A 13,579-nucleotide genomic window follows, 5' to 3' on the forward strand; every position below is an offset into this window, starting at 1 on the left:
GTCAAGACCGGCGGGCCACAGGAGAAGGGACCATATGTCCGAGTTGTGGATGATGATCGGCAAGCGGCTGCTCTATGGCCTGCTGACCCTTTTCATCGTCTCGGTCATCATCTTCGGCGCCAGCGAGATGCTGCCGGGCGACCAGGCCCAGGCGCTGCTCGGCCAGTCTGCCACGCCCGAGACGCTGGCGGCGCTGCGCGAGCAGCTGGGGCTGAACGATCCGGCGCCGGTGCGCTACTGGAACTGGCTGGCCGGCGCGATGAGCGGCGATTTCGGCATCTCGACATCGAACCAGAGACCGATCGCCGACCTGATCTCGGGCCGGCTCTACAACACCATGTTCCTTGCGCTCTATGCCGCGACGCTGGCGGTGCCGCTGTCGCTGGTGCTGGGGCTGCTGGCGGCGCTGTGGCGGAACTCGATCTTCGACCGGGTGGCGAATGCCTCGGCGCTGACCTCGATCTCGTTTCCGGAATTCTTCGTCGCCTATATCCTGATCGTCTGGCTGGCGCAGGGCGGGCATTTCACCTCGCTGGCGCGAATCCGCGAGAACACGACCTTCGTGCAGCGCCTCGACATGACCTTCCTGCCGGCGCTGACCCTGACGCTGGTCGTCACCGCGCACATGATGCGGATGACCCGTGCCGCGATCATCAACCTGATGGCCTCGCCCTATATCGAGATGGCGCGGCTCAAGGGCCTGTCGCCGCTGCGCGTGGTGCTGCGCCATGCGCTGCCGAACGCGCTGGCGCCGATCATCACGGTGGTGGCGCTGAACCTGGCCTATCTGATCACCGGGGTGGTCGCGGTCGAGGTGGTGTTCACCTATCCCGGCCTCGGCCAGCTGATGGTCAATTCGGTGGCCGATCGCGACATGCCGGTGGTGCAGGCGATCTCGCTGATCTTCGCCTCGGCCTATGTCCTGCTGAATCTCCTGGCGGATGTGCTCTCGACGCTGAGCAATCCGCGGCTGAGGCACCGCCGATGACGTTTCTCTGGATTCTTGTCGGACTGGCCTGTCTCGGGCTCTCGGCGGTGGTGCTGGGCTGGCTGTTCCGCTTTCCGCTGGTCGCGCTGACCCGGGGAGAGCTGCGGCGGGCGATGCGCGGCGCCCCGCTGATGGCCAGCTTCGGAATGCTGGTGATCCTGATCTACGCCGCGGTGGCCCTGCTGGCGCCGGTTCTGGCCCCCTATGCCGAGCGCGAGGTGATCGGGGCGCAGTATCTGCCCTGGGGCGAGGGGCATCTGCTGGGCACCGACAACCTGGGCCGGGACATGCTGACCCGGCTGATCTACGGCGCCCGCAACACCGTCGGAATCGCCCTGGCGACGACCGCCCTGGCCTTCAGCATCGGTGCTCTGCTGGGGCTCTGGGCGGCAGCGGTCGGCGGCTGGGTCGATACCGTGCTCAGCCGGATCGTCGATGCGCTGATGGCGATTCCGGCGCTGATCTTCTCGCTGCTGCTGCTGACGATCTTCGGCACCTCGATCATCAACATGATCCTGGTCATCGCCGCGATCGATTCGACCCGGGTGTTCCGCCTGTCGCGCTCGGTCGCGCAGGGGATCGTGGTGATGGACTATATCGAGGCCGCCAGGCTGCGTGGCGAGACCATGTGGCGGCTGATCACCCGCGAGATCCTGCCCAATGCCATGGCGCCGCTGGTGGCGGAGTTCGGACTGCGGTTCTGCTTCGTGTTCCTGATGATCTCGTCGCTGTCGTTCCTCGGTCTCGGGATCAAGCCGCCGACGGCCGACTGGGGCAGCATGGTGCGCGAGAACGCGACGCTGATCTCCTATGGCGACATCACCCCGCTGCTGCCGGCCGGGGCCATCGCGCTGCTGACCGTGGCGGTGAATTTCGTGGTCGACTGGCAGCTGCACCGGGCCTCGGGGCTGAAGGATTGAGCGATGACTGACGCGCCGCTGCTGGAAATGACCGACATCCATATCGAGGGCCGGACCGGCGACGACTGGGTGCCGATCATCAAGGGCGTGGACCTGACCCTGCAACGGGGCGAGGTGCTGGGGCTGATCGGCGAGAGCGGGGCGGGAAAATCGACCCTGGGCCTGGCGGCGATGGGGTTCACCCGCGACGGCTGCCGGATTTCCGGCGGCAAGGTTATGTTCGACGGGATCGACCTTCTGGCCTCCAGCGTCGGCACCCGGCGCGACCTGCGCGGCAGCCGGATCGCCTATGTGGCGCAGTCGGCGGCGGCCAGCTTCAACCCGGCGCACCGGCTGATCGACCAATATACCGAGACCCCGGTGGTGCATGGGGTGATGCCGCGCGCCGAGGCCGAGGCCGACGCGGTGGAACTCTATCGCCGGATGCAGCTGCCGAACCCGGAAGAGATCGGCTTTCGCTATCCGCACCAGGTCTCGGGCGGGCAGTTGCAGCGGGCGATGACGGCGATGGCGATGGCCTGCCGCCCCGATCTGATCATCTTCGACGAGCCGACGACGGCGCTGGACGTCACAACCCAGATCGAGGTGCTGTCGGCGATTCGCGACATCGTGGCGCAGTTCGACACGGCGGCGATCTACATCACCCACGACCTGGCGGTGGTGGCGCAGATGGCCGACCGGATCAAGGTTCTGCTGCGCGGCGACGAGGTCGAGGAAGCGCCGACGCGCGAGATGCTGGCGGCGCCGAAGGAGGATTACACCAAGACGCTCTGGGCGGTGCGCTCGCACCAGCGGGCGGTGCAGCCCGCGGCCAGGGGCGTGCCGCTGGTCGAACTGCGCGGGATCACCGCCGGCTACGGCAGGGTGCCGGTGCTGAAGGACGTGAGCTTCGAAATACACAAACGCCGCACCGTCGCGGTGGTGGGCGAGAGCGGCAGCGGCAAATCCACCGCCGCCAGGGTGCTGACCGGGCTGCTGGTGCCGTCGGCCGGCGAGGTGCTGTTCGAGGGTGAGCCGCTGCCGCCCGATTTCCGCAAGCGCAGCCGCGAGCAGTTGCGTCAGGCGCAGATGATCTATCAGTCGGCCGATACCTCGCTGAACCCGAAGCTGCGGCTGCGGGCGCTGATCGGTCGCCCGGCGCAGATGTATCTGGGCCTGCAGGGCGCGGCGCTGGACGAGCGGGTGCGGCATCTGCTGAACCTGATCGAGCTGGAGCCCGACGAGTACATCGACCGGCTGCCCTCGGAACTGTCGGGCGGGCAGAAGCAGCGGGTCGGAATCGCCCGGGCGCTGGCGGCGGAACCGAAATTCATCATCTGCGACGAAGTGACCTCGGCGCTGGACCAGATCGTGGCCGAGGGGATTCTCAACCTGCTCGACCGGCTCCAGGCCGAGTTCGACCTGGCCTACATGTTCATCACCCATGACATCGCCACGGTGCGCGCGATCGCCGACGACGTGGTGGTGATGCAGTCCGGAAAGGTCGTGGAACAAGGCGAAAAGGCCGATGTGCTGAGCCCGCCGCATGATCCCTATACCGAATTGCTGCTGTCCTCGGTGCCGGAAATGGATCCCGACTGGCTGACCCGTCTGCTTAAAGAACGGGCAGATATTGCAGACGGATGAAATCACGATAGAGTGGCCGCAAGGACCGGGGAGGGTCCGAGTATGGTTTTGTAACAAAACCGAAGGGTTGCGGTCATATTGCCGTTACCTGGGGGCTGGAATACGATCCGGCATCCCAAACATTCAGGGAGTTCTTACATGATGCTGAAGACAACAACCGCCGCGATTGCACTGGCCGCCATGGCCGGCGCCGCCGACGCCAAGACCGAAATCCAGTGGTGGCACGCCATGGGCGGCGAGCTTGGCCAGAAGCTGGAAGAGATCGTCGCCGGCTACAACGCCAGCCAGGACGAATACACGGTCATTCCGACCTACAAGGGCAGCTATCCCGAGACGATGACCGCTGCCATTGCGGCCTTCCGCGCCGGTGAGCAACCCGCGGTCGTGCAGGTCTTCGAAGTCGGCACCGGCACCATGATGGCGGCAAAGGGCGCGATCTATCCAGTCTATCAGCTGATGGCCGACATGGGCGAACCCTTCGATCCCGATGCCTTCCTGTCGGCGGTTGTCGGCTATTACACCGATACCGACGGCAACATGCTGTCGATGCCGTTCAACTCCTCGACCCCGATCCTGTATTACAACAAGGACGTGTTCGAGAAGGCCGGGCTCGACCGCGAGACCCCGCCCAAGACCTGGGGCGAGCTGGAGGAATTCTCGAACAAGATCATGGAATCGGGCGCGGCTCCCTGCGGCTTTACCTCGGGCTGGATCTCCTGGGTGCAGACCGAGAACTTCTCGGCCTGGCACAACCAGCCGATCGGCACGCTGGAGAACGGCTTCGGCGGACTGGGCACCGAGCTGGTGTTCGAGAAGGACGAGCCGCTGGTGCGGCACTGGGAAAACCTGAAGAAGTGGCAGGACTCGGGCCTCTTCCAGTATGGCGGCCCGGTGGGCGGCAATGACGCGCCGCCGAAGTTCTATTCGCAGGAATGCGCGATGTACATGAACTCGTCGGCCTCGCGGGCCGGGGTCGTGGCCAACGCCAAGGACTTCGAAGTCGGCTACGGCATGCTGCCCTATTACGACGATGTCGAGGGCGCGCCGCAGAACACCATCATCGGTGGTGCGACGCTCTGGGTGCTGCAGGGCCGTCCGGCCGAGGAATACAAGGCCGTCGCGGACTTCTTCAGCTACCTGTCCTCGCCGGAAGTGCAGGCCGACTGGCACCAGTTCTCGGGCTATCTGCCGATCACCCAGGCGGCCTATGATCTCGGCAAGAGCCAGGGCTTCTACGAAAAGACCCCGGGCGCCGATGTCTCGATCAAGCAGATCACGCTGAACCCGCCGACCGAGAATTCGAAAGGTCTGCGTTTCGGCAATTTCGTCCAGATCCGCGACATCATGGACGAAGAGTTCCAGGCGCTTCTCTCGGGGTCCAAGACCGCCGCCGAAGCCCTGAAATCGGTGGACGAGCGCGGCAACCAGATCCTGCGCGAATTCCAGTCGGCCAACGAGTAGCCGTCTGACGACCCAACCGGCCCGCGCCTTCCGCGCGGGCCGACCCTTGCGCATAGGCTGTTCATGAAACGAGCGATCTTCGGCCACAAGGGCCTGCCCTGGCTGCTGCTTGCGCCGCAACTGGCGATCACGCTGGTGTTCTTCATCTGGCCCGCCGGACAGGCGTTGTGGCAGAGCTTCCTGCGTCAGGATGCCTTCGGCATCAAGACCACCTTCATCGGGCTGAAGAACTATCAGGCGCTGTTCGCGGACAGCTACTATCTCAACTCGATGAAGGTCACCGCGATCTTCTCGGTCTCGGTCGCGCTGGTGTCGATGGTGGTGGCGCTGCTGCTGGCGCTGGCGCTGGACCGGACGCTCAAGAGTTCGAAATTCTATACCACGCTGCTGGTCTGGCCCTATGCCGTTGCGCCGGTGGTGGCGGGGATCATGTGGTGGTTCATCTTCAACCCGACCATCGGCATCCTGCCCTATCTGCTGGACCAGATCGGCTATGACTGGAACCATGGCCTGCACAGCCAGGATGCGATGGCGCTGGTGGTCATCGCGTCGAGCTGGAAGCAGATCAGCTACAACTTCCTGTTCTTCGTCGCCGGTCTGCAGGCGATCCCGATGTCGCTGCGCGAGGCCGCCGCGATCGACGGCGCCGGGCCGGTCAAGCGGTTCTTCACCATCACCTTCCCGCTGCTGTCGCCGACGACCTTCTTCCTGATGGTGATCAATGTCGTCTACACGATGTTCGACACGTTCGGCGTGATCGATGCCACCACGGCCGGCGGGCCCAGCCAGTCGACCATGATCCTGGTCTACAAGGTCTACCGCGACGGTCAGCTGGGCGCCAACCTCGGCTCGTCCGGGGCGCAATCCGTGATCCTGATGGCGATCGTGGTGACGCTGACCATCGTGCAGTTCCGGTTCATCGAGCGAAGGGTGCAATACTGATGGTCGAAGATCGCCCGTTCCTGAATTTTCTGGCGCATCTGGTGCTGGTCATCGGCGTCCTGATCGTCGCCTTTCCGGTCTATATCGCCGTCATCGCCTCGACCCACGGGCCGGACGACTTCCTGTCGGGGATGATCCCGCTTCTGCCCGGGGACCGCGGGCTCGACGCCTATCGGGCCATGCTCACCACCGGGCTGTCGACCTCGGGCGCACCGCCATTGGGCGGGATGATGCTGAACAGCCTGATCATGGCCCTGGGCGTCGCCTTCGGCAAGATCGCCATCTCGATCCTCTCGGCCTTCGCCATCGTCTATTTCCGCTTCCCGCTGCGCACCTTGGCCTTCTGGATGATCTTCATCACCCTGATGCTGCCGGTCGAGGTGCGGATCTTCCCGACCTACAAGGTCGTCGCCGATCTGGGGATGCTGAACAGCTATCCCGGCCTGATCGTGCCGCTGATCGCCTCGGCGACCGCGACCTTCCTGTTCCGGCAGGTCTTCCTGACCATACCGGACGAACTGGTCGAGGCGGCGCGGATCGACGGTGCCGGGCCGATGAAATTCTTCAGGGACATCCTGGTGCCGCTGAGCCGGACCAACATGGCCGCGCTCTTCGTGATCCTCTTCATCTACGGCTGGAACCAGTATCTCTGGCCGCTGCTGATCACCACCGACTCGAAGTATTACACCATCGTGACGGGGATCAAGCGGATGGCCGATGTCGCGGATTCGGTGCCGCAATGGAATTACGTCATGGCTGCCGTGGTGCTGGCGATGTTGCCGCCGGTGATCGTGGTGGTGGGAATGCAAAAGCTCTTCGTCAAGGGCCTCGTGGATGCGGAGAAATAGATGGCCGGAATCGTTCTGGAAGGGGTCGGAAAGTCCTATGACGGCAAGACGCTGGCGGTGCAGGGGATCAACCTGACGGTCGCCGACGGCGAATTCGTGGTGCTGGTCGGCCCCTCCGGTTGCGGAAAATCGACCCTGCTGCGGATGGTGGCCGGGCTTGAGACGATCTCGGAAGGGACCGTCAGCATCGGCGACCGGGTCGTCAACAAGGTCGAGCCGGCCGACCGGGACATCGCCATGGTGTTCCAGAACTATGCCCTCTATCCGCATATGTCGGTGCGCCAGAACCTGGCCTACGGGCTGAAGAACCGGAAGATGGACCGGGCCGAGATCGCCCGGCGGGTCGATGAGGCGGCGAAGATTCTCGAGATCGGCGAGTACCTGGACCGCAAGCCCCGGGCGCTGTCGGGCGGGCAGCGGCAGCGGGTGGCGATGGGCCGCGCGATCGTGCGTGATCCGGCGGCCTTCCTGTTCGACGAGCCGCTGTCGAACCTCGACGCCAAGCTGCGGGTGACGATGCGCGGCGAAATCCGGCTGTTGCAGAAACGGTTGGGGACGACCTCGCTCTATGTCACCCATGACCAGGTCGAGGCGATGACCCTGGCCGACCGGCTGGTGGTGCTGAACGGTGGCCGGGTCGAGCAGATCGGCGCCCCGATGGACGTCTACAAGCGCCCGGCCAGCGCCTTTGTCGCGGCCTTCATCGGCTCGCCGGCGATGAACCTGCTGCCGGCGGTGCTGTCGGGCGGCACGGTGCAGTTCGGCGGCGGCAGGGTGGCGGTCGGGGACGGCTTGCCGGACGGCAGGATCACCCTGGGCATCCGGCCCGAGGATCTGCGCCCGGCTGCGGCGGATGAAGATGGCGCCTTCGAGATGCCGGTCGCCTATATCGAGGAACTCGGTTCGCAGCGGCTGGTGCATGGCAGCATCGAGGGCGAGGACGTGGTCTGCGCCGTGCCTGCCGAACGCCCGGTGGGCGAAAGCCTGCACCTGACGGCCGATCCGGCGCTTCTGCATGTCTTCGACGCGCAGAGCGGCGCCCGGTTGAATTAGACCGACCCGATCCCGATCTTGATGCAAGGACCGCGGCGCGTGGCGGTGCCGCGTGTCCGGCTGCGCGCGTTCCGCCGCAACGCGGCGTTTCCGCTACCAAATTCCCAATGTTAATGCTTGATACATTCCGGATTTCCATGTAGCAGGAAAGCTGCAGGCGTGCTGCGCTGCCGCAAGGCGCATGGGTTTTTTGAAATTCCGACTTGATTTGACCACGAAGATCCAGCATGTGGCGCCGAGTGAATGAACATTCATTCTCATTCAGATTCGACGATATGACGCTGATCACCGCCGGCAAGGCACCCAGGGCCCGGACCGCGGGGATCAAGGACCAAGGAACAGAACCGCAATGACCATGAAGCTCGAGACAGCCGAGACCGCCGCCGGAAGCCGGATGTGCGAGTTGCTCGACTCGGTGCGCGGGGTCTTTGCCGCCAAGGGGTTCGAGAAGGCGTCGATGCAGGATCTTGCCCAGGCGGCCAACATGAGCGCCGGCAATTTCTATCGTTACTTCCCGTCCAAGGATGCGATCATCGAGGCGATGGTCGAACGCGATCTGGCCTATGTCGAGCGCGATTTCGAGACGATCATGGAGTCCGACGATCCCAGGGGCCTGCTGCGGGCCGGGCTCATCGAGCATCTCGACATCGACGATTGCGACGGCGGGGCGATCTGGACCGAAATCCTGGCCGCCGCCAAGCGGCGCACCGAGGTTGCCTCGCTGTTCGAGCGGATGGAAACCATGATCGTCGGCTACATGGTGGCTGTCTTCGGCCGCATCGCGGGCGTCGATCTCGAAACCGCAAAGGCCCGCTACAGCGCCCATGCCACGCTGATCTTCATGATCATCCAGGGCATCAAGATGCGCCGCCGCCCGAATGACAATTTCCACGGCTCGCCCCTGCGGGCCCTGGCCCTGCGCAGCATCGACAACGTGCTGGCCGAGATTACCGAAGCAAATCCTATCCCGGCCGAGGCCGGACAGTCAGAAAGCGCCTGAGATGTTCCGTTTGAAGAGTATTGCCCTGTCCGCTCTGGTGCTGGGCGTCGCCGCCCTGCCGTTGCCTGCCGCGGCCGAGGACGCCGCCACCCCCGCCGGAACCGCGGCGTCGAACCTGCCGGCGATCACCGTTTCCACGGTCCGCACCGCCGAGGTGGAGGACCGGATCTACGCCTCGGGGCTGGTCGGCCCGGTGGAAACCGTTCTGGTGCAGCCGCAGATTCAGGGCCAGGCGATCGAGACCGTCGAGGCCGAGGTTGGCGACAAGGTGGAGAAGGGCCAGGTCCTGGCGAAGCTTTCGGACACCGAACTGACCCTGCAACGCTCGCAGCTTCTGGCCTCGCGGGCCGGGGCCGAGGCGGCGATTGCCCAGGCCGAGGCGCAGATGATCGCCAGCAAGGCCGATGCCGACGAGGCCGAGCGGGTGCTGGCCCGGACCAAGGCGCTGCGCGAGCAGGGCAACGTCAGCCAGGCCTCGTTCGATCAGGCCGATGCCGCGGCGACCGCGGCCCGGGCGCGGCTGTCGGTCTCGACCCAGGCCCTGGCCGCCGCCAAGGCGCAACTCGTGCTGGTCGATGCCCAGATCGCCGATCTGGACCTGAAGCTGAAACGCACCTCGGTCACCGCCCCGGTGGCGGGAGAAGTCGTCGAGAAGAACGCCATGGTCGGGGCGATCGCCTCTTCCGGAGGTCCGGCGCTGTTCTCGATCATCAAGGACGGAAAGCTCGAACTGATGGCCGACGTGGCCGAACAGGACATTCTCAAGCTGCATGAGGGCCAGCCCGCGACGCTGCGCTTCGTCGGCCTGACCCATCCGGTCGAGGGCAAGGTGCGGCTGGTCGAACCACAGGTCGACAGCGTGACCCGGCTGGGCCGGGTGCGGATCGAGATCGCCGACCCCGAGGCGGTGCGGTCGGGCATGTTCGCCGATGCCGAGATCGTGGCCGAGCGCCGCGAGGCGGTGGTGATCCCGGTTTCGGCCGCGGGCGGCGATGCCGATGGCGCCACCGCGCTCAGGGTCAAGGACGGCACCGTCGAACTGGTCAGGATCGTCACCGGCATCCGCGATGGCGGGCTGATCGAGGTCGTCTCGGGCCTGGAACCCGGCGACCTGGTGGTGACCAAGGCCGGCGCCTTCGTCCGCGACGGCGACAAGATCAATCCGATTCCCGAAGCGGGCCAGCCCGCTCTGGCCAACTGAGGGCTGCGCGATGAACTTTTCCGCATGGGCGATCCGTAATCCGGTCGCGCCCCTCCTGGCATTCTTCATGCTGCTGGTCATCGGCTGGCAGAGCTTCAATGCGCTGCCGATCACCCGGTTCCCGAATATCGATGTGCCCTTCGTGGCGGTCAGCGTGGCGCAGCCCGGCGCCGCCCCGGCAGAGATCGAAGCCCAGGTGACCAAGGAGATCGAGGATGCCGTGGCCGGGATCACCGGCGTCAAGAACGTGCAGTCCACGATCACCGACGGGGTCTCGACCACCGCGATCGAATTCCGCATGGAAGTCCCCACCGACAAGGCGGTGCAGGACGTGAAGGACGCCATCGACGGTATCCGCGGCAACCTGCCCGGAGAGATCGAGGCGCCGATCGTGAGCCGCATCGATGTCGAGGGACAGGCGATCATGACCTTCGCGGTCTCGGCGCCGAACATGTCGATCGAGGAACTGTCCTGGTTCGTCGATGACGTCATCAAGCGCCGGTTGCAGGGCAAGCCCGGCATCGGCCGGATCGACCGCTTCGGCGGCGCCGACCGCGAAATCCGGGTCGAACTCGATCCGACCAAGCTCGACAGCTACGGCATCACCGCCGCGGCGGTCAGCCAGCAATTGCGCCTGACCAATGCCAATGTCGGTTCCGGCCGCTCCGAGGTCGGCGACCAGGAACAGGCGATTCGCACCCTGGGTGACGCCGCCACGGTGGAAAAGCTGGCCAATACCACCATCGCGCTCCCCTCGGGCCGGTTCGTGAAGCTGGAGAACCTGGGCCGGGTGATCGACACCTACGAGGAGCTGCGCAGCTTCTCGCGCTTCAACGGCGAACAGGTCGTGACCTTCGCGGTGTTCCGCGCCAAGGGCGCCTCCGAGGTCTCGGTGGCCGAGGTCACGCATGAGGTGCTGGACGAACTGGCGGTGGAACATCCCGAGGTGGCGATCAAGCCGGTGGACGACACGGTGGGCTATACCGAGGGCAACTACGAGGCCGCCATCGACACGCTGCTGGAAGGCGCGATCCTGGCGGTGCTGGTGGTGCTCCTGTTCCTGCGGAACTGGCGCGCGACGCTGATTTCGGCGGTGGCGCTGCCGCTGTCGGCGATCCCGACCTTCTGGGCGATGGACATGCTCGGCTTCTCGCTGAACCTGGTGTCCTTCCTGGCGATCACCCTGGCGACCGGGATCCTGGTCGATGATGCCATCGTCGAGATCGAGAACATCTCGCGGCACATCAAGATGGGCAAGACACCCTATCGGGCGGCGATCGACGCGGCGGACGAGATCGGGCTGGCGGTCATCGCCACCACCTCGACCATCGTCGCGGTCTTCGTGCCGGTCTCCTTCATGCCCGGAATCCCGGGCCAGTATTTCCGCCAGTTCGGCCTGACCGTGGCCATCGCGGTGCTGTTCTCGCTGCTGGTGGCGCGGCTGATCACGCCCTTGATGGCGGCCTATCTCATGCGCACCAAGGACGCGCATGGCGGCGAGGGCAAGGACGGCCTTGTGATGCGCGGCTACAGCTGGGTGGTGCGCAAGACCACCGCCGGCCGGCTGCCGCCGCTGCCGAACCCGCTGTGGCTTCTGAAACCGGTCTTCGGCCGGGTCCGGGGGCTCCGCCGCCTGGTGGCGCGGCCGCTGTTCCGGATCCCGGGCCGCTACGCGACGCTGGGCGGGGCGGTCGGCACGCTGGTGGTCTCGCTCTATTTCATGGCCCAGGTGCCGGGCAGCTTCCTGCCGCCCGAGGATGTCAGCCGGATTCCGATCTCGGTCGAACTGCCGCCGGGTGCGACGCTGGAGGAAACCGACGCGGTCACCGAAGAGATGCGGCAACGGATCGTCGGAATCGACGGGATCAAGGATGTCTTCGTTCTGGGCGGCTCGTCGCCGACCGGGCAACTGGACGTGAGACGGGCCTCGTTCACCGTGCTTCTGGACGGGCTCGACCACACGATGACCTTCAAGCTGAAGCAGATCGGCGCCAGCCTGCCCCTGATCGGGAAATACCTGCCGCCGCCGGTGACCACCGGCCGGACCCGGCCGCAGAACGAGATCGAGGCCGACATCTTCGCGGCGATCTCGGACATTCCGGACATCCGGGCCTACAAGCTCAACGACCGGGGCGAGCGGGACATCTCCTTCTCGATCCTGTCGTCGAACGAGGCCGAACTGTCCGAGGCGGTCGCCAAGCTGGAGGCCGCGCTGCGCGGCGACCCGCTGCTGGCCAATGTGGCGGCCAGCGGTGCCCTGCCGCGGCCGGAGATCCAGATCATCCCGCGCGAAGGCGAGGCGGCCCGGATGGGGGTTTCGACCCGCGCGATCGCGGACACGGTACGGGTCGCCACCATTGGCGACGTCGATGCCGCGCTGGCGAAGATCTCGCTGGACGGGCGCCAGGTTCCGGTGCGGGTGCAGCTTTCGGATGACGTGAGCTCCGACCTCGGCAAGCTGGGGGCGCTGAAGATCGCGACCGCGACCGGCAAATCGGTGCCGCTGGACGCGGTGGCCGAGCTGACCGTCGGCCAGGGCCCCTCGATGGTGGATCGCCTAAACCGCGAGCGCAGGGCCACGATCGGTGCGAACCTGCCGCCGGGCGTGCCGCTGGGGACGGCGACGGCGCGGTTCCAGGAACTGGTCAGTTCGGTCGATCTTCCGCCCTCGGTGCGGGTGGCCGAGGCCGGCGACGCCGAAGTGCTGGCCGAGATGCAGCAGAGCTTCGTCAATGCGATGGTCATGGGCCTGATGCTGGTGCTGACCGTGCTGATCCTGCTGTTCCGCTCGGTCATCCAGCCCTTCACCATCCTGCTTTCGCTGCCGCTGGCGATCGGCGGCGTGGCCGGGGCGCTGATCCTGACCGCCAACCCGATGTCGATGCCGGTGATGATCGGGCTGCTGATGCTGATGGGGATCGTCACCAAGAACGCGATCCTGCTGGTCGATTTCGGCATCGAGATGCGCAACCGCGGCCTGAACCGCTATGAGGCGATGGTCGAGGCGGGCCGGAAACGGGCGCGGCCGATCGTGATGACTTCGATCGCGATGTCGGCGGGGATGCTGCCCTCGGCTCTGGGCGTCGGGGAGGGCGGCAGTTTCCGCTCGCCGATGGCGATTGCGGTGATCGGCGGGATCATCGTCTCGACGGTGCTGAGCCTGGTTGTGGTGCCGGCCTTCTTCCTGATCATGGACGACCTGTCCAATCTGCTGGGCCGGGTCTTCGGCGGGCTGGTCGGCAAGAAGGAGGTCGAGCCGGTGGCGCAGGACAATGTGGCTCTGGGGCTCGGGATGGAGGCCAACCGGACCGAGATCGAGGCGCTCAAGGACCGGCTGCACGATCTCGAACTCGGCCGCTGGGCGGCACAGACCCCGCGCCACGTCGCCGAGTAGCGTCAGGGCCCCGGCGGCGGCGGGGGAGTCGCCCCGTGTCGGTGCCGGGAGGGCAGGGGCCGGGTGGTCCGCACCTCCTGCGCCCATGCCGTTGTCGGTCCGGCCGTCTCGTCAGGACATGAAGCGTCTCCCGCCACCACTCCGCC

10 protein-coding genes are annotated in these 13,579 nt (G+C 65.8%); all 10 read left to right on the top strand.

Annotated elements, in window-relative coordinates:
* Positions 1-34 precede the first annotated feature (34 nt).
* The 10 genes from NUW50_RS00920 (at position 35) to NUW50_RS00965 (ending at position 13,433) form a co-directional block, all read left to right on the top strand.
* On the top strand, positions 35-988 hold the full coding sequence (locus tag NUW50_RS00920) for an ABC transporter permease (RefSeq protein ID WP_258287172.1): 954 nt from the start codon (positions 35-37) through the stop codon (positions 986-988).
* Positions 985-1,908, top strand: coding sequence for an ABC transporter permease (locus tag NUW50_RS00925; RefSeq protein ID WP_258287173.1), 924 nt, complete (start codon positions 985-987; stop codon positions 1,906-1,908). Before NUW50_RS00920 ends, NUW50_RS00925 begins: the two co-directional genes overlap by 4 nt.
* 3 nt (positions 1,909-1,911) lie before the next feature.
* Positions 1,912-3,534 carry an ABC transporter ATP-binding protein gene (locus tag NUW50_RS00930; RefSeq protein ID WP_258287174.1) on the top strand — a complete coding sequence of 541 codons (1,623 nt, stop codon included), beginning with the start codon at positions 1,912-1,914 and terminating at the stop codon, positions 3,532-3,534.
* Between the two features lie 141 nt (positions 3,535-3,675).
* Complete coding sequence (gene ugpB / locus NUW50_RS00935; protein WP_258287175.1) at positions 3,676-4,995, top strand: sn-glycerol-3-phosphate ABC transporter substrate-binding protein UgpB; 1,320 nt, start codon at positions 3,676-3,678, stop codon at positions 4,993-4,995.
* A gap of 63 nt (positions 4,996-5,058) precedes the next feature.
* Positions 5,059-5,937 (top strand): sn-glycerol-3-phosphate ABC transporter permease UgpA, encoded by an 879-nt coding sequence (gene ugpA / locus NUW50_RS00940; RefSeq protein ID WP_258287176.1) that lies wholly within the window; start codon positions 5,059-5,061, stop codon positions 5,935-5,937.
* Positions 5,937-6,785, top strand: a complete 849-nt coding sequence (ugpE, locus tag NUW50_RS00945) for a sn-glycerol-3-phosphate ABC transporter permease UgpE (protein WP_258287177.1) — start codon at positions 5,937-5,939, stop codon at positions 6,783-6,785. Before ugpA ends, ugpE begins: the two co-directional genes overlap by 1 nt.
* Positions 6,786-7,838 carry a sn-glycerol-3-phosphate import ATP-binding protein UgpC gene (locus NUW50_RS00950; RefSeq protein WP_258287178.1) on the top strand — a complete coding sequence of 351 codons (1,053 nt, stop codon included), beginning with the start codon at positions 6,786-6,788 and terminating at the stop codon, positions 7,836-7,838.
* 349 nt (positions 7,839-8,187) lie between these two features.
* The gene (locus NUW50_RS00955; protein ID WP_258287179.1) at positions 8,188-8,838 is read left to right on the top strand and encodes a TetR/AcrR family transcriptional regulator; all 651 of its coding nucleotides are present in this window, start codon (positions 8,188-8,190) and stop codon (positions 8,836-8,838) included.
* 1 nt (position 8,839) lies between these two features.
* Positions 8,840-10,039, top strand: coding sequence for an efflux RND transporter periplasmic adaptor subunit (locus tag NUW50_RS00960; RefSeq protein ID WP_258287180.1), 1,200 nt, complete (start codon positions 8,840-8,842; stop codon positions 10,037-10,039).
* A 10-nt stretch (positions 10,040-10,049) separates the two neighbouring features.
* On the top strand, positions 10,050-13,433 hold the full coding sequence (locus NUW50_RS00965) for an efflux RND transporter permease subunit (RefSeq protein ID WP_258287181.1): 3,384 nt from the start codon (positions 10,050-10,052) through the stop codon (positions 13,431-13,433).
* Positions 13,434-13,579 lie beyond the last annotated feature (146 nt).

The organism is Frigidibacter sp. ROC022 (assembly GCF_024723735.1).
Lineage (GTDB): Bacteria > Pseudomonadota > Alphaproteobacteria > Rhodobacterales > Rhodobacteraceae > SLM-1.

Coding starts and splice junctions, on each gene's coding strand:
- NUW50_RS00925 (WP_258287173.1), top strand. CDS start 985: ATGACGTTTCTCTGGATTCTTGTCGGACTGGCCTGTCTCGGGCTCTCG.
- NUW50_RS00965 (WP_258287181.1), top strand. CDS start 10,050: ATGAACTTTTCCGCATGGGCGATCCGTAATCCGGTCGCGCCCCTCCTG.
- NUW50_RS00930 (WP_258287174.1), top strand. CDS start 1,912: ATGACTGACGCGCCGCTGCTGGAAATGACCGACATCCATATCGAGGGC.
- NUW50_RS00955 (WP_258287179.1), top strand. CDS start 8,188: ATGACCATGAAGCTCGAGACAGCCGAGACCGCCGCCGGAAGCCGGATG.
- NUW50_RS00920 (WP_258287172.1), top strand. CDS start 35: ATGTCCGAGTTGTGGATGATGATCGGCAAGCGGCTGCTCTATGGCCTG.
- ugpB (WP_258287175.1), top strand. CDS start 3,676: ATGCTGAAGACAACAACCGCCGCGATTGCACTGGCCGCCATGGCCGGC.
- ugpE (WP_258287177.1), top strand. CDS start 5,937: ATGGTCGAAGATCGCCCGTTCCTGAATTTTCTGGCGCATCTGGTGCTG.
- NUW50_RS00950 (WP_258287178.1), top strand. CDS start 6,786: ATGGCCGGAATCGTTCTGGAAGGGGTCGGAAAGTCCTATGACGGCAAG.
- NUW50_RS00960 (WP_258287180.1), top strand. CDS start 8,840: ATGTTCCGTTTGAAGAGTATTGCCCTGTCCGCTCTGGTGCTGGGCGTC.
- ugpA (WP_258287176.1), top strand. CDS start 5,059: ATGAAACGAGCGATCTTCGGCCACAAGGGCCTGCCCTGGCTGCTGCTT.